Genomic DNA, 25404 nt, shown 5'->3' with positions numbered 1-25404 from the left:
CGGAGACGATAGCGCTTGGCATCCGCTGGTTCCGTAAGCAGAAACGCCGACCAGACCAGCGGCTCGGTGGGCGGTCTCAATGCAGCTAGGATTTTTCCTCGGGCTGGTATGTCGCCACATCCATGGCTGCACGCATGCCGGCCTTGGCCAAGGCTCCCAGTTGCTCGCTTGTGGCCTCGCTGTCCGTGATGATGCCGGTCAAGTTCTCACGATCCAAGATGACAAATGAGCGCCTGCCGATCTTCGATGAATCGGCCACCAGGTAGCTGCTGCTCGACTGCCTGATCATTTGCTCATTGACTGCCGCTTCCATTTCATCGCTGACCATCGGACCGACTTCGGGGTCTAACCCGTTGATTCCGACAAAAGCCAAGTCAATGGTGATCTTTGCCAGTGAGGACTGCGCCATTGGACCAACCAGCTCGTAGGATCGGTCGTTGAGCACGCCGCCAGTAACCATTACGCGGATATGCGGGCGGACGGCCAGCATCGAGGCAATGTTCACGGCGTTGGTGACCACGGTCAACGTGACCCGGCCGGGTTCACCTACCAGGTCCTGGCGCAGGCTCAACTCGCTGGCGATCGCCTTGGTGGTAGTTCCGCCGGATAGGCCTATGACCATATTCTGCGAGACCATGTCGGCGGCCAGCTTGGCGATCTGCGCCTTCGCGCGGTCGTTGCTATCGCGCTGGTAGCGGGAAGGCAGGTCGTAAGCCACCGAGTTGGAGACCGCGCCTCCGTGAGTGCGGGTGAGCAGTGACGCGGCGGCCAAGGCATCCAGGTCTCGGCGTGCCGTGGCCGGGCTGGTACCCAGTTGCTTGACGACCTCATCTACATCGATCTGGCCACGGCTGGCCAGCAGATCGAGGATCTGGTTCTGCCGTTCCTCGCGTTTCATCGTGCGCGCTCCTTAATTGTCCAGCTCATCAAGGGTGCAGCGCAGTTGGCGCACCTGTTGCTCAGATACTTCGATAGTATCGGCATAGCGGGTCTTGGCAGAAAAATGAACGGCTGACGCCCCCAGGCTGTGCACGGTTTCAATATCTGTTGCCTGCAGCCCGCCACCGCACATGATCTCGATCTGGCCACCGGCGGCTTGAACCATGGCCTCGATCGTGGCCATGCCCTGGCCGACTGTTCGTTTCCCGCCGCTGCTGAGCACTCGGTGCGCCGGGAAATCCAGAAGCCTGGCAAGTTCCCCGATTGGGTCTTGGCTGGCATCGATGGCCCGGTGCACCGTGATTTCCAGCCTCTGGTTCTCTGCCAGGGCGGCGTCGGCCCAGTGCCGCATCATAGCCAAGTCCAGTACCCCGCGTGGATCCAGCGCCCCGAGCACTATCCCGTCGGCTCCCGCCGCGGCAAGGCGTGCAGCTTGCCTTTCCATGACCGCAGCTTCCTCGGTGGTGTAGTGGAAGTTTCCCGGACGGCTACGCAGCAGTGCGTGCACACCTCGTCGAGGCCGATGTTCAAGGATCTGCTCGAGCGCTTCCGGGCTCGGTGTGAGTCCGCCCAGTTCCAGCGCTTGGCAGGCCTCGAGCCGATCGGCTCCGGCCCGTGTTGCTCGTTGGGCGCATGCACCCGACGTGGCCACGATTTCCAGCGCCGGCAACGCCGTGCCCACAGCTATTTCACCGCACCGGCAGCCAGGCCGCCGATCAGTCGCTTCTCGATCAATGCGAAGAGCACGATCACCGGAACGATGGCCACAATGGATACGCCGAAAACGTATTGCCACGCAGTGGAGTACTGGCCAACGAACTTGGTCAACGCGACGCTCAACGGCTGGTTCTCAGCGGTGGAGAGGATCACCAGCGAGGCAGCGAATTCATTCCAGCAGGAAACAAAGGTGAAGATCACCGCCGTGACGATACCCGGCCAAACCAGTGGAAGGTTGATGGTGAACAGCACCCGCAGCTTTCCGGCCCCGTCAATCTGCGCGGCTTCATCGATGCTGCGCGGCACCCCTGCGAAGAAAGAGTGCATAATCCACACCGCGAAAGCGAGGTTGAAGGCGGCGTTGATCAGGATCATTGCCAACCAAGTGTCGTTGAGATTCCAAGCCAGCATCTGCTTGAACAAACCTGCGGTGAGCACGGCAGGCTGCAGCATCTGCGTGACAATCACCAAAAACATGAACACCATCTTGCCCGGGAACTTGAATCGGGCGGTGTAGTAGGCGGCCGGGGTCGCGACCAGCAGCACCAGCAAGGTGGCGAAAACCGCGATCACTATGGTGGAGATCAAGTTGTAGGGCACCGGAGTTTCCGGGGTGTCCCACATGGTGATGTAGTTGGAAAACTGTGCACCATCCTGCGGCAGGTATTTGGGCGGGATGGCCAGGATTTCGGATTGGGTTTTCAGCGACCCGATCAGCATCGTGCCGTAGGGAATGAGGAAGATAATGACTACCGCGAAGCCGACAACCATCCGGCCGATGACAGTCTTCTTCGCGGCTCGATCTTCGGTTACCAAAAATGCCACGGCTAAATCTCCTGCATGGGTTTGACGGTTTTCACGTAGATCGCCACAATCACCAGCACGATTGCGAAGTTCACAACCGAAAGTGCCGAGGACAAATCCAGCCGGCGGTCGAATTGCAGCACCTTGAAGATGTAGGTCATCAGCGTGTCTGCGCTGTTGCCCGGGATGGATCCGGTCATCACTTTCAAAATCGGCAGGTTATTGAAGACGTTGATGATGTTGATCAGCACCGAGACGGCCAGCGCGGATCGCAGCTGGGGAATGATCACCAGCAGGTAGGTTTTCCATTTGCCGGCTCCATCTACGCGGGCTGCTTCCAGAGTTTCTTGCGGGATTGCTTGCAACCCGGCCAGCAGGGTGTAGGTCGTAAAAGGGATGGAGACGAAGATGGCCACGACTACCGAAACGGCAATGGCGGGAACGGCGTTCTTGGTCCATCCGTAGCCTTCATCCATCAAGCCGAGTTGAACAAAGAAGTGGTTGAAGATGCCGTAGTTAGGATCCAGCCCGTAGTAGAAAACTGTGGTGGTCATGACCACTGAGGCGGCCCATGGGACGATAACCGCCATGCGGACGATGGTGCGCCCAGGGAAGGGTTTGTTCAAGAACTGGGCCAGTGCCAGTGACAGCAGCACGGTAACGACCACCACCGACACCACCCAGAGAACGGTGTTGAGCAAAACACGAGGCAAGACCGGGTCTTGGAAGATGGTCACGAAGTTCTCCAGGCCTGCCGATTCAAGATCGGTACCCACCGAAGAGATCTTCCTGGTCGAGTTGTAGATCATGTAGCCGGCGGGGAACACCACGATGGCCAAGATCAGCAAGAGCGCCGGTCCGATCCATGGCAGGGAGGACAGAAATGTCTGGGAATCCGTGCCCCGTCGGCGGGTGCGCCGGGCACGGCTCGTGGCTGGCAGTACGGAGCTCATAGTCGGCTCGCTTTCGTTGCGTTCGGCCAGGTAACCCTAGGACCGGAGATTCTCGGTTTTCCGGCACGGCAGGCCCGGCGCTGTGACGCCGGGCCTGCCGTGGAATGCTTCCGGTAGCAGTTCCTAGCTTGCGGCGTCGGCCTTGGCTTGGATGCTCTCGAGTACTTCTTGGGCAGACTTGCCGGTCCCCAATTCACCCATCAGTGACTTGAAAGCACCATCGGTGGCGTTCCATGCCGGGTTCGTCGTCGGGTAGAAAACGGCGTTAGGCAACATGTCGAGGAATGGCTTGAGTGTTTCGTCTCCAGCCATCTTCTCGGAGCCGGACTTCGTCGTTGGCAAGAATCCTTCGGTGCTCACCCAATCGGTGTAGACATCAGCGGAGAAGAAGTAGTCCATGAATTCCTTGACGGCTGCAGACTTGCTGCCGTCATTCTTGAAGGACATCAAGCGATCGGCAACGCCCAGCGTTGCAGGGTCACCGGATTTAGTCGGCACGGCAGCCACACCGTAGTCCAGCTTCGGGTTTTCGTCCTCAATCTGCCCGACTGTCTGCGGCAGCGCATAGGCGAAGCCGAGCTTGCCTTGGACGAACGTGTTGAGCATCGGCGTACGCTGCGTGGCACCTGGATCATTCTGGGTGACCCCGTCGTCTATCATCTTCTTCATGAACTCGGCCGCTTCAAGGTTTTGCGGCGTATTCACCGAGATCTTTTGCGAATCTCCGAAGCTGCCACCGTTTCCGGCGAACCAAATCAGCGATTCGCCCTGGGCTTCCTCACTGCCCAGAGGCATCCCGTAACCATCGGCCTTGGTTTTCTCGCTGATCAGCTTCGATGCGTCATGGAGTTCTTCCCAGGTGGTAGGAACGGCGTCAACGCCGGCTTCGTCCATCAGGGCCTTGTTGTAGAACAGAGCGCGGGCCGAAGCGATCAGTGGCAAGCCATATTGGATGTCCTCAAATTTCTCCGCGTCCGCAAAAGTCGTTTGGAAATCATCGATGGTTTCCTGCGAGGCGATGTCGCTTGCCGGTGCAAGCAGTCCCTCGGCAGCGAACTCCGCGAAGGCTCCACCGTTGTAGATATCGGGAGCTTGTCCACCCTGCAACTTGGTTTTCAGCACGCCCTCGATATTTTCCCAGGACTGGACTTCGAGGTTAACGTCGATGTTCTCGTGCTCGGCTTCGAAGTCGGCGATGACGCCCTCCCAGAGGCCCTTGGTGCCATCCGAGTAGGTCGGTACGAGCATGTTCAAGGTCGTATTGCCACCTGAAGCATCCGCGGATCCGTCGCCATTATCAGAAAATCCGCAACTGGTCAGTAGCAATGCCGCCGCTGCTGAAAGGGCGAGAACCCCGGTTCGCGTCGTACGTTTCATGGTTGCTCCTCATCGCTGTGATGCTTTTGCATCGATGCAAGTGTGAATAATTCGTGACCTCTCTTGGCAATATCAATCAAGAAAAGTCAGATTCACTAAAAGTATGAAGTGCTGCAGATCACAGGTCAAGGGAAATTTTGATATTTATAGATTTAACTTGCTCTAAAAACCTCATAAATAATCATTAATGCATGCTTCTTTGCCAGTTCAGTGCTCAAGCAAGGCAAAGAGGCGGAGCAGGCGCGCCGCTTCCGAGGCCAAGGCCGCGCGCCCAGTGCCGATATATTTGCGTGAGTCAACAGCATCCGGATTGGATTCGAGCCAATCACGCACGGCGCGGGTAAAGAATCCATTCAGGTGCGTGGAAACATTAATCTTGCGCATGCCGGAGTGAATCGCCTTGACCAGCATCGTGTCGGGTACGCCGGATGACCCGTGGAGCACCATGGGTACGGCCAGCGTTGATGAAAGCTGCTCAATCAGTGGCAAGTCCAAGCTGGCAGATCGCTCAAGCATGGCGTGCGAGGAACCTACGGCCACGGCCAGGGCATCAACCCCCGTCAGAGATTGAAAAAGTCCTGCTTCAACAGGGTCGGTGCGTACCCCAGGAGCGTGGGCTCCGTTCTTTCCGCCAATTTCACCGAGTTCAGCCTCAACGTAGACCCCTTGGCGATGGGCAGCCTCCACTACTCGTACGGTGGCCGCAACGTTCTGTTCGAAGGGGAGTTTGGCGCCATCGAACATGACCGACCCAAATCCCAAATCCATCGCCTGGTACACCAGTGATTCTTCCTCTGCGTGATCTAGATGCACAGCCACCGGCACTTCTGCAGTTTCGGCCAGGGCCAGCGTCGCAGCGGCAATCGCGTGGAGCCCACCGTGGTACTTCACGCAATTCTCGCTTATCTGCAAGATCACGGGCAGACCGACCCGCTCAGCTCCACCGATTATGGCTTGGGCGGTCTCCAGGTGGATAACGTTGAAAGCTCCTTGTCCGCGGCGTTGTTCTACTGCCTGATTCATGATTTGGCTGGTGGGAACCAACGGCATAGTCGTTCTCCTTAGAGTTGTTGAGATGCTGGAATAATGCGGTAGGAGGTGTTGCCGAGCAGCTCAAGATGCCGAGGCGACAACACTCCTGCGTTGGGCATGAGCACCGTGGCCGCAGACCAAGCCACAGCCCGGCGCAGCACCGCTTCTCGGTTCAGCTGATGCTCCACTCTGGAGGCAATGGCGGCCACCGCAGAATCACCTGCCCCGGTAGGGTTCCCCGAAAGCGTTCTGTTGAGCTTGGCGTGGGCTACCTCGGGTGTTTTGCTAGTGAAGTGGTACAGCCCTTGGGCGCCGGCGCTGACATAGACTTCAGGGGCGCCCAGGCGCAGCAGCTCTCGTGCTCCCTCGCTCAAGCTGGCGCAGCCTGTGGCTTCGCGCAGCTCATGATCATTGGGCTTAAGCACCGCTCCGCAGCCTGCAGCGAGCAAGAGGTTCGGCCCACTGGTATCCACGATTGTCCATATTTCGCGGCCGGTTGCGGCCTTGATCAGCCTGCTGATTGTTTCTTTCGCAGTTCCCGGTGGCCAGGAACCGCAGATGGCCACCCCTCGAACTTTCGGAAGCAAGGCTTCATATTCTTTTTCTACACCCGCCCAGTCCTCAGCTTCCAACGCGGTGCCAGCTTCATTGAAAATACTCGTGATATTCTCCTGAGCATCATGGAAGGCCATAGAGCGGCGGGTGGGAACCGAAGTGCGAATCGGTGTCAGGGCGATGCCCCGATGTTTCAGCTCCTGAGCGAATTCTTCGCCAAGGCTGCCGCCAAGTGGGCATAGGGCTTCGACGTCGATGCTCTGGGAATGCAGCACTTTGGCGACATTGATTCCTTTGCCTCCTGCTTGGCGGTGCTGCAGCGTGACCCTGTGGCTGGCGTCCAACTTCAGTTGAGAAGTCAGATAGGTTTCATCCATGGCAGGATTCGGCGTGAAGCTAAGGATCATGCGCCTTTTCCTACCCCGCTCAACGCTGCCTGACGTGCAAGCAGCAAGGCACCTTGCAGCCCCGCTTCCGCTCCGAGCTGTGCATGGACTATCCGCGGCCGGCGTTGGAAGGACAGTCGCCTTTCCAGTGATTGTTCCAGTTCAGCAAGGAAGGGTGCCCCAGCTTGGGCCAATCCCCCGCCAAGGATGATCCCTTCGGGAGCAATTGATGAGCAGAGTTGAGCCAACGCGAAGCTCAGGGCTTCGATAGCTTCGGCGATAATGGCCGTTGCCGTTTCACTTCCGGCAGCGCGGGCCGCGAAGACTTCTTTGGCTCCAGCCGATATTCCCGTGGCCTGCTCATAGTGGCGGGCGATGGCACCGGCGGAAGCAAGAGTTTCCAGGCAACCGGTGGCACCGCAAGCACAAGCAAGTCCTCCGGGCACCGGAGCATGCCCCAGTTCCCCGGCATGCCCACCAGCGCTGAGCAGATGGCCATCGACAACCAGGGCCGAGGCGATGCCCGTTCCAATGATCAGGATGGCGCTATTGCGCCGCAAAGCTTCGTCATGGGCGCCTATTCCCAGTTCCAGTTCTGCGCGTGCGGCTGCTGCTACATCGTGCCCGAACCCCACAGGCAGCTCAAGTGCTTCGGATGCCAGGCGCCCCATCGGAACGCCGCGCCAGCCGAGGTTCGCCGAGTACAGCGCCCTCCCTGTTGCAGGGTCCACCAGCCCGCAGACCACTAGCCCCGCTGCTATTGGTAGCGGGTCATTGGCTTCGTTGAGCCGTGAGGCAAGTCCGCGAAGCTGCTCAATGACAGCTTGCGCCGCCAACTGCGGAGCAGCCTTTCGCGTTGGCTCGCGCAATACCCGGAGAATTTCACCTTCTTCTGTGGCCAGCCCGGCTTTAATATCGGTGCCGCCCACATCGAAGAGCAGATAGCGCTGGGACATGAGTGGGTACTAGCCTTCCAGGATCACCGAGCGCGTTAGGTTACGAGGATGGTCCGGATCCATCCTGCGGGCACGGGCGCGGTCCAAGGTGACACGGTGAATGTAGGCAAGTTCGGCCAGCGGGTGGCGATCCTCATTGATATAGATGGCCCCGGCGCTACGCACTTGGGTGTCCAGTTCTTCGGGCTGCTCGCCGAGCATCCACGTCACGCGGTTGGGCGCAGCAATAGAAATCGGTCCGTGGCGGTAATCCATGGCGGGGTAGGCTTCGGTCCACCCCTGGACAGCTTCTCGCATTTTCAAGGCGGCTTCGTGGGCAAGGCCCACAGCGAATCCCCGTCCAAGGAAAGTGAATTGTTCCGCATCTACAAGCTCTTGGGGAGTTGCTGCATTCACCAGGGTTTCAGCTTGGGTGATTGCGTGTTCCAGGTCCTCCCCTACGCTGGAGAGCAAGTAAGCCAATGCGGTGGTGGCGAAACGCGTCTGGACCACGGACTGCTCATCGGCATAAGGCAGCTGAACTACGGCATCGAGCTTGCCCACAATTGGCGAGTCCACATCTCCGATGATGCCCACAGTGCGGATATTTCCATCGAGCTCTTCCAACAGCTGCAGCACTTCCGATGTGGTGCCCGAACGAGTAATCGCAACTACCGCATCATAATCGCGGGTAACGATTCGCGCTTCGGATGCTGCGAAGGCATCGGTAACGCCGTAGCCTGCTGCTTCTCTGGCAACGGCATATGCTTCGGCCATGAACCACGAGGTGCCACACCCAACTACGGCAACCTTCGCACCCTTGGCCGGCAACAGATCTTCACCCTGTTGCTGTGCAATTGCGCGACGCCACATTTCAGGTTGCGAAACCAGTTCTTCTTCCATATGTGCGCCCAACACTATTTGCTCACTCATGCCTTCACTCCCTTGGGTTGATCGTGCCCTATAAGCACTTGATGATGTTTTATGATCACTTTAGGATCATAAAAATCAGAAACAATCTAAAATTAGTATAGGGCTTGAATCGAGTCTTGAGAATGCCTGCCAAGAAATCCTTTGGTGGCCGCTCGTTACACAACTTGTGCAAATGCATCGCAGCAGTTCACTGATACGGAGAGCTCTCTGCTCAGACAACGTAGTATCAAATCGCTCTACACGTGATCCCTCTATCTGGTCGATTGCCAATTCACCGCTTATGAATCGCATTGGTCAGAGTCCCCTTCATAGTCCATGACTCTCCCACTGGCCAGAGCACCGAAGGACAACATTGCTTTGCCAACGGATGAGATAGTTGTTTTGGACACGAAAAAGCCCGCCTGAACTCTGAAGTTCTGACGGGCTGCCAAGCATCGTCACCGCTGCATTTGATCTTTAGTTCAGGGTCGCGATGGCTGCATCGTAGTCTGGCTCGGTGGTGATCTCAGGGACGACCTGGTTGTAAACAACCTTGCCGCTTTCGTCCAAGACAACAACCGAACGGGCCAGCAGGCCTGCCAGCGGACCATCGATCTGGGTGACGCCGTAGTCTGAGCCGAAGTCGGAACGGAAGACGGAAGCAGCGGTAACGTTCTCGATGCCTTCGGCACCGCAGAAGCGACCCAGTGCGAATGGCAAGTCAGCAGAAACGCACACCACGGTGGTGTTATCCAGGCCGGCAGCCAATTCGTTGAAGCGACGCACGCTGGCAGCGCAAACGCCGGTATCAACCGACGGGAAGATGTTCAGGACAACGCGACGGCCAGCCAGCGAATCGCTGGTGACATCTGCAAGGCCGGTGTCGGTGAGAGTGAAAGCTGGAGCCTGCGAGCCAACGGCCGGCAGATCACCAATAGTCTGTACAGGGGTTCCCTTGAAAGCAGTATTAGCCATAGGTCTTGTCTATCACGAATGCCTAATCCTGAGCTATATTTTCAGCCTACTAGCGCAAACAAGTCGCTCATCTCCCGTTCCTATGCAAAACTGTGGACATGGTCTCCGACTACGATTCATATGCAGCGAAGATGCGTGCTCAGACCCTTGACGGCACTGATTTGGAAGTAGTCGCCCGTTTCACCGACATGCTCTGCCGCCGCAATTCACGAATACTCGATATCGGTTGCGGGGTTGGCAACACCGTCAATGCGTTGCGTCGCTTAGGACACGATGCCTACGGCATAGATCCCACGCCCCAAGTGCTGGATGTAGCTGGAGAATTATTCGATGGAAGCTGGTTTAGACAGCTATCAGCCAACCAGTTGATCATGAGCTCATTCAACGATCATGCCTTGCCAGGGACATACGATGCCATATTGTTGACCGGTAATGTGCCGGCATTCATTTCTCTCGATGAGCTGAGGCGCATATTCAACTTAGCCGATCAGGTGATTCGCGCTTCGGGTGTACTCGTCATCGGAACCACCAGCAACGCCAAAGGTGGGCCAGAAGACCAGGGCGAACTTCGCGAAGGGACTTCGCTACAGCTCGTGCAGCGATTCGCCGACTGGCATTTAGCTCCCTACCGTTCTGGCTCCCAATGGTCTGTGAGCGTGTACGCGCGCACCGGGCAGCGTTCAGGGTTCGAGAGCCCAGACGGAATATTCATTCTGCCTTCCTAGCCTCGTGGCTATTTGCGAAACGACGCCCGGTATCGAACAGGCGTCAAGATTTTCGGGGCCTGGAATCGCTGCTTGAATGCGACCGGTGTTTCGTAGCCAACTGAATTCGCAATGGAAGCTACCGTTTCATCGGTTTCCTCGCGCCTCCGGCAAGCCTCTTTTGTTCTCCAGTGAAATTGGGACGGTCGGCATCCCCATGCAGAACCGTGATAAGCCAAGCGGGGAGAATTGCCCGTGGCTCCGGGCACGAGACGCTGATTTCCCTGCGATAGGAAGCCACCGGCCCGGGTCACGAGAGCGCCCAGTGACCTTAGTCGGTAGGTGTCAACGTTGTTCAATTCCATGGACCGATTTTTCCTGAAGGCACCTGGGATCCACTATTCATCCTCAACGTTTCCGCTTAAAACCGCGAAGCTCCAGAATTCCAATGTCTGCGGGCACGTTCACCGATTCCTTGACCTAGTGGAAACAATAATAGGAAATCGGTCAGGGAAGGCACGAGGGCTTGCCTCAATCTTGCCAAAAGCCGCCACCAGTCGTTGGGAAATGGGGGTGCCTAACCTGCGTGGCCGGCAGGGGCAGGTATTGAAGGCTTCTCATCGGTTCCATCGAGCAGTCGGACAGAATACAGCGTCTCAATTTTGCTCACGGCATAGGCGGATTCAAACCGCGGCACGGCTCGGGGCCGAGGAATCCTTACGGCCTGATTCCTGCCGTCCCTATCGCCTTCCCTGGGCACGAGGCCCAGCTGATGGAAATTGCAACGATTCGCTCCGACTGCTGCGCGGTGCGCATGCCCATTTCGCCGTTGCATTCGCTGCCTTCCTCGCCATAGCAACTGGGCTGAGCAGGGTTCGCGATCCAAGCAGATTTTCGATGGGCTCCTGCAAAGCTCTAGATCGCTTTGCCGGCCCGATACACGCTGTGGGTCAGGTTCATCCCGGGACGGTACGCCAGATGTGCAGCAACCGGAGCGTCAAGAACATGCAGATCCGCACGCTTGCCGATCTCAATAGATCCCACTTGGTCGGCAACCCCTAGCGCGAGTGCCCCTCCGTAGGTTGCCGCCTCGATGGCTTCAGCCAGGGACAGGTTCATTTGGAGCACTGCGGTAGCCACGCAGAAGTTCATGTTGCTCGTGTAGCTGGTACCCGGATTGCAGTTGCTGGCCAGTGCGATTCGCACGCCTGCATCAAGCAATTTCCGGCCCGGTGCCAGCGGTTGCCGCGTGGACAAGTCGCACGCTGGCAAACAGGTGGCGACGGTACCCGGAGCACCGGTGCGAGTAGCCGCGTCCCAATCAGCCCAGCTTCCGGCGAGCGCCTGGATGTCTTGGTCATCCAGGTAATTCACGTGGTCTACGGAATGACTGCCAAATTCTACGGCCAGCTTCACCCCTGGGCCTGGACCCAGCTGGTTTCCGTGGACCTTAGTCGCCAGTCCCTTGCCCCTTGCGGCTGCCAGGACCCGGCGTGATTGTTCTTCGGTAAAGGCTCCGCGTTCACAGAAGACATCGACGAATTCAACGTTATCTGCCACGGCATCAAGCATTGGACCGGCTACCAAATCCGTGTATTCATCGGTATCCCATCCCGCAGGAACCAGGTGCGCGCCAAGGAAGGTCAGGGAATCGACCAGAGGCTTGCCCAGCACGGAATGCCGGGTCTCTTCATCCAGTGTCAGGCCGTAGCCGGTCTTGGTTTCCATCCAGGTGGTGCCCATGGCAAGTGCTTCACGGCGGCGACCAGCCACGACGTCGGCCAGCTCCTTGTCCGAGAGCTGCCCGGTGGCCGATGTGGTGACCGCGATGCCGCCAGCGGCATAGGACTGGCCTGCCATGCGGGCCACGAACTCTTCGGCACGGTCGCCGCCGAAAATCAGATGGCTGTGGGAATCAACCCAACCGGGCAACACCGCACGGCCACCCAAATCGATCTCGTGCGCTGCAGCTGGTGCATGCGCCATGTTGCCGATCCATGCAACCAGTCCATCCTCGATCAGCACCGCCGCGTCTTCCAGCACGCGGCCCTTCGCGTCAACCGTGGTCAGCTGTCCAATATTGGTAAGCAACAAGGTTGCCATGAGCGCTCCGCCTTTGTGGTATTTCCGATCCTTTAGGCAAGAGCCTACCTATGGCTTGTTGCCTATGGAGCAGAACAATAGGGTGCCCGTCTGAGATTTCAGACTGGCACCCTATTGCTCTCATGCAAGGCAGGATTACCCCTTGGTGGCACCTGCCAGCAATCCGCGCACGAAGAACCGTTGCAGGGCGAAGAAGACCGTCAGCGGAATGATCATCGAGATGAAAGCGCCTGCGGTGAGCAGCTCCCAGGATTGCCCGTAGGTACCCGAGAGGTCCTGGAGCGCCTTCGTAATCGGCAATCCTCCGCCCGAGGTGAAGACCGTTGCCACCAGCAGGTCATTCCACACCCAGAGGAACTGGAAGATTCCGAAGGAAGCAATAGCCGGCATCGACAAGGGCAGTACGATTTTCGAGAAGATCTTCCCGTGCCCGGCTCCGTCAACGCGAGCAGCCTCGATGACCTCGTCCGGGATCTCCGAAATGAAGTTGTGCAGCATGAAGATCGCCAACGGCAAGGCGAAGATCGTGTGGGCAATCCAGACCTTGGCGTAGGCGCCATCCAATCCGTTGACTCCCAAGCCCGGCAGGATGTACAGCCCGCCAATTTTCAGGCCGTCCGAGAAGAGCTGGAGCAACGGAACCAGCGCCATCTGGATCGGAACAATCTGCAGGGCGAAGACGAGCACGAACAGCGTATTTCGCCCCTTGAAGTTGATCCAGGCGAAGGCGTAGGCAGCCATGCTGGCGATAATAATCGGCACAATCGCCGCCGGAATGGTGATGACCAGCGAATTCAGGAATGCCTTGGATAGCGGAAGGCTATCGCCGGAGGCAAAGGCCTGCGCATAGTTATCCAGCGTGAAAGAAGGATTAGACAGGGCCGTCCACCAGCCCGTGGTCTTGATGTCGTCAGCTTGCCTGAAGGAGGAGACAAAGAGGCCGAAGGTGGGGATGGTCCACACTGCGGCAATGATGAACGCCGCAATGGTGGCACCGCGGGAGGTGGTGGCTTTGCGCAGTTTCCCGCTGGTTTTCTCGGTGGCTGCCAAGAGGCGCCGAGTGGAATCGCTAACGGTGCTCATCGGATTCCCCCTTGCTTCTTGTGCTGCCGGACATTGTAGATGATGATCGGCAGCACCAGGATGAACAGGATGACCGCCAGGGCCGAGCTGTAGCCCGTGCGTGCCCCGAGCTGGAACTGGCGCACCATTTCGAACGCCAGGACCGTCGTATCCGAGCGGCCGCCGGTCATCGATGAGACGATGTCGAAGACCTTGAGCGAGGCAATGGAAATGGTGGTCAATACGACGATCACCGAGGAGCGAATCCCCGGCAGGGTGACATTGGCGAAGCGCTGCCATGGGCTGGCCCCGTCGAGGGACGCGGCTTCCAATTGCTCTGCGGGCACGCCCTTGATAGCCGCGGACAAGATGACCATGGCGAATCCCGCCTGTGTCCAGATCAGGATGATCACCAGGAATAACGTGTTCCACGGTTCGAGCCCGAGCCAGTCGACCGGCTTGGCGCCAAATGCCGTGATGATCGCGTTGAGCACGCCTATTTGCTCGCCTTGGCGGGTGTCGTAGAAGAACTTGAAGATGATTGATGCGCCCACGAAGGAAATCGCCATGGGCATGAACACCAGCAGCTTGAAGAACTTCTCGCCGCGGCTCTTGTCGATGAAGACCGCATAGGCCAAGCCGATAATGGTGGAGACCACAGGTGCCACCAGGACCCAGACCAAGGTATTGAGCAGGGCGGTCAGCCCATCGGGGCTGGTGAACACCCAGCGGAAATTCCCCAGGCCGACGAAGCCTGATCCGTCATTGGCCATGAAGGCGCTGATGGCGGTGCGGGCCGTGGGGTAGATCAAGCCGATCGCGAGCAGCAGCATGGCAGGAGCCAGGAAACCGGAAAGCTGCAGCAGCGAGCCGGCGCCGGATCGCGAGCGCCGGTCCACGTAGAACAGCACCGCGCCGAGCACCGCGGCCAGCGCGGCCACCCACATCACCGAGTTGTACAGGCCCAGGACCAGCAGGATCGCTACCGGGACAATGACCGCGGCAGCAAAACGCACCACGGCAAATACCCGTCCGCCCTTGGTCGCTACCTCGACAAAGGCGAGGATCGCTGCGATCAAGATCGCGAAGGCAATCAGCACCACCGGCACTTGGACGAGCGGCGGCACGCCAGCAAGCCACTGGAAGAATTCGGACATGGTCTCAGGCTCCTACAATCTCGCCAACGGCCGGGAACCCCGGCCGTTGGCGGCTTACAAGGTGGTGACTAGGAGTCATAACCGGATTGGATATTTTCGAGCACTTCCTTGGTCGGCTTGCCATCGATCCAGTCCACCAGGCCCTTCCAGAAGGAATCGGAGCCGACGCTCTTGGGCATCAGATCAGACCCGTCAAAGCGGAAGGTGGTGCTTGGATCCTGCAGCAGTTCAACAGCGGAGCGCAACAGGTCGCTGCTGGCGTTTTCTGGATCAAGCCCGGAGTTGGCCGAGATCACGCCGCCGAGTCCAACACGGCTATTGGCCCAATCCGCGCTGGCCAAGTATTCCTGGACCTTGGCGGTTTCTTCATCGTTGGAGAAGGCGGCAACGAATTCGCCGCCGCCTACGACGGATACGGGGTCATCGGCTTTGGCTGGAGGGGCGACGAAGGCCCAGACATCTCCGTCAGGCGCCACGGTAGCCTTCTTGCCATCGGCGTTCTTGGAATCGAGGACATATCCTTCCAGGAAGGACGCCTGGTGGGTCAGGGGGCAGGTTCCCTTGGCCACGGCCGTTCCAACATCGCCGAAGGCTGTGGCGTTGATCGACTTCACATCGCCATATCCGGCGTTGACCTGGTCGGGGTCGAGCAGGATTTTTCCAACGGACTCGAAGGCGCTGGTAATTTCAGGCGAGGTGAATTCCAGATCACCGGAAACCCACTTGTCGTAGGCCTCGGTTCCGGACTGGCGCAGGACCGCGTCTTCAATCCAGTCGGTGCCCGGCCATCCCGACGCCTCGCCCGAAGCGAATCCGGCACACCAGGCCGGCTCATTGGTCTGCTTCGAGATTTCGGTACCCAGGGTGGTCATTTCATCCCAGGTCTTCGGCACGCTCACGCCCCACTGCTCGAACTGCTTGGGCGAATACCAGATGTAGCCCTTGACGCTGGCCATCAGCGGCACGCCGTACTGCACACCATCGACCTTGCCGTAGTTCTGCCAGTCTTCAGACCAGTTGCTCTGCAGCTGGGCCTGCACTGCTTCGGGAAGTTGCTGCACCTTGCCCTGGGCCACGGTGGCCTGCAGCAGGCCGGGCTGCGGGAAGACGGCCAGGTCCGGGGTGTCGCCGCCCTGGACCTTGATTCCGATCTGGGATTCGAAGTTCTTGTCGCCGGTGTAGCGGATCTTGATGCCGTTCTCCTCGGACCACTTGGCCCAGGATTCTTCCAGCAGTTCGGCTTCAATGCCGGTGACCGGACCGTAGATATCGACGACTCCGTCGACTTGGCCCACTTGGGCTTCGCCGCCGCCGGAGGCGTTGGGGTCATTGGGGTCTGCTCCGCCCGAGCAACCGGCCAGGAGCAGGCCGATTGCTGCCACCGAGATAACCGGCGCGAACTTCAGCCCACGTTTTGCTTTAGTCATGATGCCCTCCACGTTGGGTAATGCCCTGCCGGATGAGGCGGCCTGGCACGAGTGATCCCCTCAATAGTGACGCAGGTCATCGACGCGCGTCAACAGTTATGGGTGAACACCGTGGAGAAATTGGCGCGGAACTGTCAGCGCGGTGCCGCGCCCGTACTGTCACGGACCGTCATCAGCGGCGCGATCAGCTGCTGCACGGCACCCTGGGAACGGCCCTCGATTTTCTGCACCAGTGCGTCCACCGCTGCATGGGAGATGCCCTCCCCCGGCGGGGCGACCGTGGTCAGTGCCGGGGCAACCATTTCGGCCGATCGATCGCCGACACCCAGTGCAATCACCGAGAGGTCTTCGGGGATGCGCAACGATGCCATGCCCGCGGCGTTGACAAAACCGGCGGTAGCGAATTCCTTGAGCGCCAGCACTGCGGTGGGGCGCGGGTTCAGATCCAGGTAGGCATCCAGCGCCGCACGGCCGCCGCGCGCGTTGTTCTCCACCGGCACTTCCTGCATCGACATGCCGCGGACGCGCACGGCATCCGAGATGGCCCGGGCCGTGCGGATGGCCGGTCCGTTGCCGGCTTCCTGGTCTTCAACGGAAACGTTGATGTACATGATGGATTGATGGCCGAGGCCCGCCAGATAGTCCACCGCGATGCGCCCGGCCTCGGCGAAATCATTATCGACATAAGACAGGTCAGCACTGTCATCGGGACGGCCGATGGAAGCGAAGGCAATGCCTGCGCGCCGCAAGACATCGAAGCGCGGGTCATTGATCGACACTTCCATCAGCAGCACCCCGGCCACCAGCTTCTGCCCGACCAGGCTTTCCAAACCCATGACGTCGGTCATCGGGTTGGACCACAGCAGCATATGGTAGCCCAGCGCGCGGGCCCGCTCCATGGCGGCGGTGACGTACTCGAACTCGGTGGAAGAATAGCCGTCCACGCTGGTGGGAAAGTGCAGGGCAAGGATCCCCCGGCGCGATCCGGCCAGGCCCTGGGCAAATGCATCCGGGGTGTAGTTCAACTCCCGCATCGCCGCCAGGACCCTGGCCTTGGTCGCCTCGGAAATGGTGCGCCGGCCGCTGATCACGTAGGACACGGTACTAGGAGATACGCCGGCCAAGCGCGCCACGTCATCCCTGGTAGCCATGAGCCCTCCGCCTTTGGTTCTTCCAACTCGTAATCCCTATTGAAACACGGCGTCGGGCAAACCCCACTGGTCAGCGGCTGGCGACGAATGCCTGCACGCAGGCCTCGATATCCTCAGCCGAATGCGCAGCAGAGAGCTGGACGCGGATGCGCGCGGCACCCTTTGGCACTACCGGGAAGCTGAAGGCCGTCACGAAGACGCCTTGCTCCAGCATCTTGCCTGCGACCTCTGCGGCCTTGACTGCGTCGCCGAACATCACCGGGATGATGGCGTGCTCGCCGTCGAGCAATTCGAAACCCTCTTCGGTCATGCGGCGGCGGAAGTGCGCAGCGTTCTCGAAGAGCTTCTCGCGCAGGTCCCCGGAATCCGCCACCAGGTCCAGCGCCTTGAGGGTCGCCGCGACAATCGATGGGGCCAGCGAGTTGGAGAACAAGTATGGGCGGGCCTTCTGGCGCAGCATCGCGACAATCTCGCCGCGGCCGGACACGTAGCCGCCCGAGGCTCCGCCCAGGGCCTTGCCGAAGGTGCCGGTGTAGATGTCCACGCGGTCCGAGACTCCTGCATGTTCCGGGGTGCCCGCCCCGGTGGAGCCCATGAAGCCCACGGCGTGGGAGTCATCGACCATGACCAGCGCGTTGTACTTGTCAGCCAGATCGCAGATGGCTTCCAAGGGAGCCAGGTAGCCGTCCATGGAGAAGACGCCGTCGGTGACGATGATGGTGCGTCGTGCTCCCTTGCCGCCGTTGAGCTGCGCGGCAGCCTGCAGCTGGGTTTCCAGGTCAGCCATGTCCTGGTTGGCATAGCGGAAGCGCGCGGCCTTTGACAGCCGGATGCCGTCAATGATCGAGGCATGGTTCAGCGCATCGGAGATGATCGCGTCTTCCTTGCCGAACAGCGATTCGAACACGCCGCCGTTGGCATCGAAGCAACTGGAGAAGAGGATCGTGTCCTCGGTACCCAGGAACTTCGAGAGCTTGGCTTCCAGTTCCAGGTGCAGGTCCTGGGTGCCGCAGATGAAGCGGACCGAGGCCATGCCGAAGCCGCGCTCATCCATGGCGGTCTTGGCCGCGTCGATGATCTGCTGGTTATCGGCCAGTCCCAGGTAGTTGTTGGCGCAGAAATTCAGCACCTTAAGTGCATCGTCTCCCAGCGAGCCGGCCATGATGGAGGCGGACTGGGCCGAGTCGATGTGGCGTTCTGCCTTGAACAGGCCGGAGGACTTCAGCTCGTCCAGTTCGGCGGCAAGCTGGTCTTTGAGATCCGTGTACATTGCAAATGCTCCTTGTTGATGCGAGAAATTCTTAGCCTGAGAAAACGGTCCAGTCGAGCACGACCTTGCCGCCGTGCCCGCTGCGAGCAGCTTCGAAGCCCTGCTGCCATTCGGTGGCCGGCAGGAAGTCGGTAACCACCGAGGCAATGCGCTCGCGCATCACCTCCGAGGAGGTGAGCATAGCGCTCATGGCGTACCAGGTCTCGAACATTTCGCGGCCGTAGATGCCGCGCAGGGTCAGCATGTGGGTGACAACCTTGCCCCAGTTGATATCGATCGAGGTGCTGGGCAAGCCGAGCATGCAGATCTTGCCGCCGTGGTTCATGTTCTCGATCATTTCCGGCAGGGCAGTCTTGTGCCCGGACATTTCCATGCCGTAGTCGAAGCCTTCGACCATGCCCAGTTTCTGCTGCGCTTCCTTGATGCGGGTGGTCGCGACATTCACGGCCAGGTCGATGCCCATGGACTGGGCCAGTTCCAGGCGCTGCTCGGAGACATCGGTGATGGCGATGTTGCGGGCACCTACGTGGCGGGCCACTGCCGCGGCCATCAGGCCGATGGGTCCGGCGCCGGTGATCAGCACATCTTCGCCGACCATCGGGAACTGCAGTGCCGTGTGCACGGCATTGCCGAATGGGTCGAAGATGGCACCGAGCAGCGGGGTGATGCGCTCATCGCGGTGGATGTAGACGTTGCTTTCGGGGATCACCACGTATTCGGCAAATGCGCCGTCGCGCTGCACGCCTACGGAGTCGACGTTGATGCACATCTGCTTGCGGCCCGCGCGGCAGTTGCGGCAGAGGCCGCACACGACATGCCCTTCGCCGGAAACGCGGTCGCCAACCTTGACGCCATGGACGAATCCACCCACTTCAACGACTTCGCCATAGAATTCGTGCCCGGGAACCAGCGGGGTGTTGATCATGGACTTGGCCGCATCGTCGTAGGCTTCGATGTGCAGGTCGGTGCCGCAGATGCCGGCGGTCATGACGCGGATCTTCACTTCGTGGGCGCCGGTCTCCGGTTCTGGGCGATCAACGAGTTCCAGTCCTGCGTGCGGGCCGGACTTGTACAGTGCTTTCATGCTGGATCCTTAGGATTGGGCACCTGGGTGCGCGCAAGACAGACATGGGGTCGCTTCAAGTGTCGCACCCGACAGCATGGGACAACACCTTAGAAGATCACTGATTTACTGATCCAACGATTTAGTATTTACTTCATGGAATTACATCAGTTGAGGATCCTGCGTGAACTCGCGGATTTGGGCAGCGTGAATGCGGTAGCCAAGGCCCTTTTCGTCTCGCCCTCGGCGGTCTCGCAGCATTTGGCGCAGTTGCAACGCAACTTCCCTGCGCCGCTAACCCAGAAGGACGGACGCAGGCTGGTCCTGACCACCGAGGGAAAACTGCTGGCCTCCGCCGCAGCGTCAGTCGCCTCGACCCTGGCCGAGGTATCAGCGAAGATCCGCACCCAGGAGCAAGAGCGGGACACTGCCATTCGCATCGCCGGATTCCACTCCATTGGGCAGACCATCTTCGCCCCGTTGCTAACTTACCCGGAAGGCCAACTGCCCCCGCTGCGCTTTTCCGACGAGGATGTCTCGCAGCAGGATTTCCCCGCTCTGACCTCGACGTACGATCTGGTGCTGGCGCACCGGATGCCGCATACGGCCCCTTGGCCCGAAGACCGGATAAACGTTATTCCGCTGGCCTTCGAACCGCTGGACGTAGCGGTCCACCGGGACCATCCGCTGGCCAAATTCGAGGAGCTCTCCCCCGAGCAGGTGATCGACGAGCCCTGGGTCGTTTCCCGCTCCGGGTACTCACCGGCCGACGTTTTGGAAACCATCGCCGCCCTGGCAGGCAAAGCCCCGCGGATCGAGCACCGGGTCAATGATTATGCCACCGCCGGCGCGTTGGTTGAAGCCAGTGACTGCCTGGGAATTCTTCCGCGCTTCACTGCACGAAAGACTCTGGATGAAACGGTGACTTTACGACCAATTAAGGGACTGGATTCAGGGAGACAAATCGACCTCCTGCTCAGGGCCGAGCATCTTCACCGGAGTACCGTGAACGAGGTTATCAAGGCGATTCGCAGTACCGTCCAGCGGCTGGTCATCAGCTAATCGCGACCCTGCACCCGCTTGCAGAATAACGCTTCGCTGGCAACAGCGGTGCCGAGCACGTTGACGAGAACGCAATCTCCCATCAAAGGCATTGATTGCGCTTCATTCAGGCTCGGAATTTCGGTTTGGCCCCAGGGCAAAGCCTGCGGATTAAACAGCTGACCCACCTTCATTGAAGGTGGGTCAGCTGGCTAGTCCATCTTCTAGCCGTTGAAGGTGTCCGGGTCCGGCCCGGTGCGGCCATCGCCGTCAAGTGCATCAATGCTGGCCAATTCGTCGCTGCTCAGCTCGAATCCGAACAGGTCCAGGTTGGCGATGATGCGTGATTCGGTGACCGACTTCGGGATGATCACGCGGCCCTGCTGCAGGTGCCAGCGCAGGATCACCTGTGCTGCGGTCACTCGATGCGCTTCGGCAATGGCCAGAATCGACGCATCGGCCAACAACGCACCCTGGGCCAGCGGGCTCCAAGCCTCGGTGGCAATCCCGTGCTCGGCATTGGCCGCAGCGACTTCGCGGTTCTGCAAAGCGGGGTGTAGCTCGACTTGGTTCACGGCCGGAACGATGCTCCCTTCGGCGACCAGCTTCTGCAGGTGCTCAGGCTGGAAGTTCGAAACGCCGATGGCCCGGATCTTCTTGTCAGCGTACAGCTGCTCCAAGGCCTTCCAGGTATCCACGTAGAGGCCCTTTTCCGGGGCCGGCCAGTGGATCAGGAACAGGTCCAGGTACTCCAGGCCCAAACGCTGAAGGCTCGCGTCGAAAGCTTCCAAGGTCTGCTCGAAACCCATATCCGAGATCCATACCTTGGAGGTGATGAACAGGTCCTCGCGGGCAATGCCGGACTGCGCGAGCGCCTTGCCCACGCCTTCCTCGTTGCCGTAAATCGCGGCGGTATCGACGCTGCGGTACCCTGCCTTGAGTGCTGCACTCACTGCTGCAGTGGTTTCCTCGTTGGGCACCTGGAAGACTCCGAAGCCAACCTGGGGCATTTCGACGCCATTGTTCAGGGTGATGGTTGGGATGGCGGTAGTCATATCTAACTCCTTGAAATTGTTGACGGTGTGAAAAATCATTGAGCCTAGCTGGCGGGAACCAGTTCGTGTGCCTTGGCGGTCTTCTTGGCCAATGACATGGCAACCAAAACCACGAGCAGTGCCACGACGGTAATGGCGGCACCGATCCAGATTGGCGAGGTGTAGCCCAACCCTGCGGCGATGCCCAAGCCACCAGCCCACGCGCCGAGTGCGTTGCCGAGGTTGAAGGCGCCAATATTGGCACCTGATGCCAATGTTGGGGCAGATCCAGCGAACTGCATGATGCGGCTTTGCAGTCCTGGAACGGTGCCGAAGCCGAAGCCGCCCATCAGGAACAGGGCCACCACGGTGGCCACCGGGTTGCTTGCCAATGCAGCGAAGGCGATCAGTACCACGAGCAAGGCGGCGATGAAGAACAGCAAGGTGCGGTCGATGCTCTTGTCAGCCATGCGCCCACCGATCCAGTTGCCTACGAACAGGCCCACGCCGAAGAGCATCAGCAACCATGGAACGCTGGTCTCGTTGAATCCGGTGACCTCGGTCAGGGTGTAGGCGATGTAGGTGAAGGCACCGAACATTCCGCCGTAGCCGAGGACGGTAATCGCCAAGGAGAGCCAAACCTGCAGGGAGGTAAAGGCGCCCAGTTCTTTGCGCAGCGAGATGCCTTCGGCTGCGTGCTTGATGACTGGAACCAGCACGAGGATGCCAATCAGTGCGAGAACGCCAATGCCGGAGATGGCCCAGAAGGTCGAGCGCCAGCCGGAGTGCTGACCCAGCAGGGTTCCAAAGGGAACACCCAGAACGTTGGCGGCGGTCAGGCCAGTGAACATGATCGCGATGGCGCCGGCCTTCTTGTTGGCTGGAACCAAGTCAGCTGCCACGACCGCGCCGATGCCGAAGAAGGCGCCGTGGCACAGGGCGGCAATAACGCGGCCAATCATGGCCACCTCGTAAGTCGAGGCCATGGCGGTGAGCGAGTTGCCGAGAATGAAGAGCACCAGCAAACCAACGAGCACTGGCTTGCGTGGCAGGCGGACGGTGGCTGCGGTGAGGCCGAGCGCGCCGACCACGACGCTGAGCGCATACCCGGAAATAAGCCAACCCGCAGCTGCCTCGCTGACGCCGAAGTCGGTTGCCACGTCTGGCAACAGGCCCATGATGACAAATTCGGTGAGCCCGATGCCAAAAGCACCGATGGCCAACGCAATAAGACCGAGCGGCATAGCGTTACTCCTGATAGACTAGATAAATTAGTTGCGCACGCTTGTTATTGCGCGATGGATACTATCGTTGCACGCGCAACTAACCAGCGCAAGCAAGTATTTTTGGAGGGACCCATGGGAATCGCAGATGACGCTGTCGAAATCCGTGCTCGTGGATGGCGCACATTGGCGTCATTGCACGGAATAATCGATGCCGCACTTGAAAAAGACCTGACTGCCCAGGTCGGGCTTTCTGTGGTCGAGTACACACTTCTCGATGCCTTGAACCGGCAGGACGGCTGGCATATGCGCATGGCGCAGCTGGCGCGCGCCACCGCACTGAGCCCCAGCGCCACGACGCGATTGGTCACCAGGCTCGAAGATCGCAACCTGCTCTCGCGTGTGCTGTGCGCCGATGATCGCCGCGGCATCTACACCGAGCTGACCGCCAGTGGCCACGAGCTCTATCGGAAGGCCAAGCCCATCCACGATGCAACGCTGGAACGAGTGCTGAAAGAAGCCGAGGAACAACCCGAGTTGGCGCCATTGGCCCGCCTCCTGCATCAGTTCTCCGCCGCGTAGCCGATATCCGAATTAGCCGAAGGGGCCGTTCTTGCTGAATCCAAAATTCTCCGCCGTGCTTTTCGATTGCGATGGCGTCCTAGTGGATTCCGAGTCCATCACCAATTCCGTGCTTCGCCAGATGCTCATCGAGCTGGGCTGGGATATCAGTCCCGAGCAATGCATCGAGATCTTCATCGGCAAGGCGCTCATGGACCAGTGGGAACCAATCCACGCCCAGACCGGATTCCGCATCGACGACCAGTGGATTGGCCAGTTCCGCGCACGCCGCGACGAAGCGCTGCGCTCGCGGCTGCAGCCGATCCCCGCCGCGCTGGACGCAGTCAAGCAGATTTCAGCGATCTATGGCCGGAACATTGCCTGCGCCACCGGCGCAGACCGGGCCAAGGTCGAAATGCAGCTGGCCCTGGCCGGCTTCGCCGAGCACTTCGGAGACCGGGTCTTCAGCGGCATGGAATGCCCGCGCAGCAAACCGGCACCGGATGTCTACCTGGCCGCGGCCGCGTCACTGGGGCATTGATGCAAGTGGCACACTGGTCGTCGAGGACACCGCCACCGGGGTGGCCGCCGGGATCGCCGCAGGTGCGACGGTGTACGGATATTCCAACGGCGGCCCTACCAGCACCGTGCCCGAGTTGCTGCTCGCAGCTGGCGCAACTCAGGTGTTCACCTCCATGGATAAGCTGCCAGCTTTGGCATCCAAGCAATAGGCCAGAGCCCCGGGGAGCTGGCCGGTTCGCCTAATCTTGGCAGGCTCTGCCTGCTCAGAACGTTGAAGCGACCGCCCAGCTGCACCAAAAATGCCAGCCCCATCGAGGTCAGCTAACGGCCGCCGCCTGCTGGTTGGCAGCGAAATACTCGGCGAGCTGTCCATCGAGCGCTGGAATTTGCAGGGCCTCGCCCTCCGCGCGCATCGAGCGGGCGCCGTAGTCGCCCACGGCCACTGCCGCGCGAGCGGCAACCGGGGAAGTATCGGTCGCTCCCCCTTCGCGGGCAAAACGCAGGAACTCTGCGATCAAATTCGGATCTGCGCCGCCATGGCCTTCATCATCGCCATTGACTTCGACCTTCAAATCCGGTTCGGCGAATCCATGGGTGCTGCGGGTGTTCCACACGTGAATGAAGTCCCCGGGACCGTCGCCGAAATTCTCCAACCGCCCGGCGCTGCCGATCACTGTGTAGTTGCGCCAATAGTCAGGGGTGAAATGGCACTGCTGGTAGGAAGCCAGCACCCCGTTATCCAGCTTCATCTGCACCATTGACAGGTCTTCCACGTCCAGTTCAGGGTTCAGCTGCGTCTGTTTGGCCGGGGGCCAGTTCGACAGCGAGAACCAGTCGCGCATGCGCAAATCCGAGTTGTCCCGCCGATCGGTGACGTCCCCGTAGACGGCCAGCGCGCCAACGCCTGAAACCTGGGTGCTGTAGCCTCCGGCCAGCCAGTGAATAACGTCAATGTCATGGGCTCCCTTTTGCAGCAGCAGCGTATTCGCGTAGCGCTGCTGGGCATGCCAGTCCTTGAAGTAGTAATCTCCGCCGTTGCCTACGAAGTGGCGGCACCAGACGGCTTTGACCTCGCCGATGGTCCCGGAGTCGATGAGCTGCTTCATCTGCCGGATCACCGGCATATGGCGCATATTGTGTCCAACATACAGCCGGGTGCCTGTGCGCCGAGCGGTATCCAGGATCTCGTCGGCCGCTTCCAAAGTGATATCCAGCGGCTTCTCCACGAAGGTCGGAATACCGGCTTTCAAGGTGCGCACCACCACGTCCCGGTGCGTGTAGTCGGGGGTGAGCACCAGCACTGCGTCCAGCTCGAAGTCCAGCAATTCCTGCAAATCCCCGGTGACTACCGCATCAGGAAGCGCCTCAGCGGCATCCTGACGGCCGCGTTCGCTGGTGTCGCAAACAATGGACACGACGCTGCCTTCGTTTGGGCGCTGCAGGTAGCGGTGCAAGGAAGCGCGCAGCCCGAAGCCGATAATGCCAACTTTCAAATCCATGT

Annotated in this window: 25 protein-coding genes; 5 read left to right on the top strand and 20 right to left on the bottom strand. The window is 59.7% G+C overall.

Translation table 11 applies throughout. The features are described from left to right. Positions 1 to 85: 85 nt before the first annotated feature. From ACRDT3_RS02985 to tpx, 10 genes are all read right to left on the bottom strand, one after another. Positions 86 to 898, bottom strand: a complete 813-nt coding sequence (locus ACRDT3_RS02985; protein WP_431491541.1) for a DeoR/GlpR family DNA-binding transcription regulator — start codon at positions 896 to 898, stop codon at positions 86 to 88. A gap of 12 nt (positions 899 to 910) precedes the next feature. Further along, positions 911 to 1621, bottom strand: coding sequence for a copper homeostasis protein CutC (locus ACRDT3_RS02980; protein ID WP_431491540.1), 711 nt, complete (start codon positions 1619 to 1621; stop codon positions 911 to 913). 2 nt (positions 1622 to 1623) lie between these two features. Then, positions 1624 to 2481: a carbohydrate ABC transporter permease gene (locus tag ACRDT3_RS02975; protein ID WP_388024032.1), complete on the bottom strand. Its 858-nt coding sequence runs from the start codon at positions 2479 to 2481 to the stop codon at positions 1624 to 1626. 2 nt (positions 2482 to 2483) lie between these two features. After that, complete coding sequence (locus ACRDT3_RS02970; protein ID WP_431491539.1) at positions 2484 to 3413, bottom strand: carbohydrate ABC transporter permease; 930 nt, start codon at positions 3411 to 3413, stop codon at positions 2484 to 2486. Positions 3414 to 3536: 123 nt separating this feature from the next. Further along, a complete protein-coding gene (locus ACRDT3_RS02965; RefSeq protein WP_431491538.1) occupies positions 3537 to 4790 on the bottom strand; it encodes an extracellular solute-binding protein in 1254 nt (417 codons plus the stop codon). A 207-nt stretch (positions 4791 to 4997) separates the two neighbouring features. Then, entirely contained in the window at positions 4998 to 5840 is an 843-nt protein-coding gene (locus ACRDT3_RS02960; protein WP_431491537.1) for a class II fructose-bisphosphate aldolase, read from the bottom strand. Between the two features lie 11 nt (positions 5841 to 5851). Next, positions 5852 to 6784, bottom strand: a complete 933-nt coding sequence (locus ACRDT3_RS02955) for a 1-phosphofructokinase family hexose kinase (RefSeq protein ID WP_431491536.1) — start codon at positions 6782 to 6784, stop codon at positions 5852 to 5854. Further along, positions 6781 to 7719: an ROK family protein gene (locus ACRDT3_RS02950; RefSeq protein ID WP_431491535.1), complete on the bottom strand. Its 939-nt coding sequence runs from the start codon at positions 7717 to 7719 to the stop codon at positions 6781 to 6783. Before ACRDT3_RS02950 ends, ACRDT3_RS02955 begins: the two co-directional genes overlap by 4 nt. Positions 7720 to 7728: 9 nt before the next feature. Further along, entirely contained in the window at positions 7729 to 8631 is a 903-nt protein-coding gene (locus tag ACRDT3_RS02945; protein ID WP_431491534.1) for an SIS domain-containing protein, read from the bottom strand. Positions 8632 to 9087: 456 nt separating this feature from the next. After that, positions 9088 to 9585 (bottom strand): thiol peroxidase, encoded by a 498-nt coding sequence (gene tpx, locus ACRDT3_RS02940; RefSeq protein WP_431491533.1) that lies wholly within the window; start codon positions 9583 to 9585, stop codon positions 9088 to 9090. Between the two features lie 131 nt (positions 9586 to 9716). On the opposite strand from tpx, the gene ACRDT3_RS02935 reads away from it, so the two are divergent. Then, positions 9717 to 10310, top strand: a complete 594-nt coding sequence (locus ACRDT3_RS02935) for a class I SAM-dependent methyltransferase (RefSeq protein ID WP_431491532.1) — start codon at positions 9717 to 9719, stop codon at positions 10308 to 10310. 894 nt (positions 10311 to 11204) lie between these two features. Here the strand turns inward: ACRDT3_RS02935 and hutI are convergent. The 7 genes from hutI to tdh all read right to left on the bottom strand — a co-directional run bounded on the left by hutI (position 11205) and on the right by tdh (position 19543). Beyond that, positions 11205 to 12392 (bottom strand): imidazolonepropionase, encoded by a 1188-nt coding sequence (gene hutI / locus ACRDT3_RS02930; RefSeq protein WP_431491531.1) that lies wholly within the window; start codon positions 12390 to 12392, stop codon positions 11205 to 11207. A gap of 135 nt (positions 12393 to 12527) precedes the next feature. After that, positions 12528 to 13475: a carbohydrate ABC transporter permease gene (locus tag ACRDT3_RS02925; RefSeq protein WP_431491530.1), complete on the bottom strand. Its 948-nt coding sequence runs from the start codon at positions 13473 to 13475 to the stop codon at positions 12528 to 12530. Then, a complete protein-coding gene (locus ACRDT3_RS02920) occupies positions 13472 to 14611 on the bottom strand; it encodes a carbohydrate ABC transporter permease (protein ID WP_431491529.1) in 1140 nt (379 codons plus the stop codon). The genes ACRDT3_RS02925 and ACRDT3_RS02920 overlap by 4 nt, the downstream gene beginning before the upstream one ends. 68 nt (positions 14612 to 14679) lie before the next feature. Beyond that, positions 14680 to 16038: an ABC transporter substrate-binding protein gene (locus tag ACRDT3_RS02915; protein WP_431491528.1), complete on the bottom strand. Its 1359-nt coding sequence runs from the start codon at positions 16036 to 16038 to the stop codon at positions 14680 to 14682. Positions 16039 to 16172: 134 nt separating this feature from the next. Beyond that, the gene (locus ACRDT3_RS02910; RefSeq protein WP_431491527.1) at positions 16173 to 17189 is read right to left on the bottom strand and encodes a LacI family DNA-binding transcriptional regulator; all 1017 of its coding nucleotides are present in this window, start codon (positions 17187 to 17189) and stop codon (positions 16173 to 16175) included. A gap of 70 nt (positions 17190 to 17259) precedes the next feature. Then, positions 17260 to 18459, bottom strand: a complete 1200-nt coding sequence (locus ACRDT3_RS02905) for a glycine C-acetyltransferase (RefSeq protein WP_431491526.1) — start codon at positions 18457 to 18459, stop codon at positions 17260 to 17262. Positions 18460 to 18490: 31 nt separating this feature from the next. Next, on the bottom strand, positions 18491 to 19543 hold the full coding sequence (gene tdh, locus ACRDT3_RS02900; protein WP_431491525.1) for an L-threonine 3-dehydrogenase: 1053 nt from the start codon (positions 19541 to 19543) through the stop codon (positions 18491 to 18493). Between the two features lie 135 nt (positions 19544 to 19678). Between tdh and ACRDT3_RS02895 the strand changes: the two genes are divergently transcribed. Then, complete coding sequence (locus ACRDT3_RS02895) at positions 19679 to 20584, top strand: LysR family transcriptional regulator (RefSeq protein ID WP_431491524.1); 906 nt, start codon at positions 19679 to 19681, stop codon at positions 20582 to 20584. Between the two features lie 203 nt (positions 20585 to 20787). Here ACRDT3_RS02895 and ACRDT3_RS02890 read toward each other — a convergent pair whose 3' ends face one another. Together ACRDT3_RS02890 and ACRDT3_RS02885 are read right to left on the bottom strand one after the other, a co-directional pair. Next, positions 20788 to 21618: an aldo/keto reductase gene (locus tag ACRDT3_RS02890; RefSeq protein WP_431491523.1), complete on the bottom strand. Its 831-nt coding sequence runs from the start codon at positions 21616 to 21618 to the stop codon at positions 20788 to 20790. 44 nt (positions 21619 to 21662) lie between these two features. Beyond that, positions 21663 to 22841, bottom strand: coding sequence for an MFS transporter (locus tag ACRDT3_RS02885; protein WP_431491522.1), 1179 nt, complete (start codon positions 22839 to 22841; stop codon positions 21663 to 21665). A gap of 114 nt (positions 22842 to 22955) precedes the next feature. On the opposite strand from ACRDT3_RS02885, the gene ACRDT3_RS02880 reads away from it, so the two are divergent. Genes ACRDT3_RS02880 through ACRDT3_RS02870 form a run of 3 tightly spaced genes read left to right on the top strand, consistent with a single transcriptional unit; the run spans position 22956 to position 24112 of the window. Further along, on the top strand, positions 22956 to 23402 hold the full coding sequence (locus tag ACRDT3_RS02880; protein ID WP_431491521.1) for a MarR family winged helix-turn-helix transcriptional regulator: 447 nt from the start codon (positions 22956 to 22958) through the stop codon (positions 23400 to 23402). A gap of 31 nt (positions 23403 to 23433) precedes the next feature. Further along, on the top strand, positions 23434 to 23922 hold the full coding sequence (locus ACRDT3_RS02875; RefSeq protein ID WP_431491520.1) for an HAD family hydrolase: 489 nt from the start codon (positions 23434 to 23436) through the stop codon (positions 23920 to 23922). Next, positions 23885 to 24112, top strand: a complete 228-nt coding sequence (locus ACRDT3_RS02870; RefSeq protein ID WP_431491519.1) for a hypothetical protein — start codon at positions 23885 to 23887, stop codon at positions 24110 to 24112. The genes ACRDT3_RS02875 and ACRDT3_RS02870 overlap by 38 nt, the downstream gene beginning before the upstream one ends. A 108-nt stretch (positions 24113 to 24220) precedes the next feature. Here ACRDT3_RS02870 and ACRDT3_RS02865 read toward each other — a convergent pair whose 3' ends face one another. Continuing rightward, complete coding sequence (locus ACRDT3_RS02865; protein ID WP_431491518.1) at positions 24221 to 25402, bottom strand: Gfo/Idh/MocA family protein; 1182 nt, start codon at positions 25400 to 25402, stop codon at positions 24221 to 24223. Positions 25403 to 25404: the final 2 nt, after the last annotated feature.

It is taken from the genome of Glutamicibacter sp., assembly GCF_050701915.1.
Taxonomy (GTDB): domain Bacteria; phylum Actinomycetota; class Actinomycetes; order Actinomycetales; family Micrococcaceae; genus Glutamicibacter.
The sequence above is the reverse complement of the archived record's forward strand: the minus strand, read 5'-3'. Positions and strand labels throughout refer to the sequence as shown.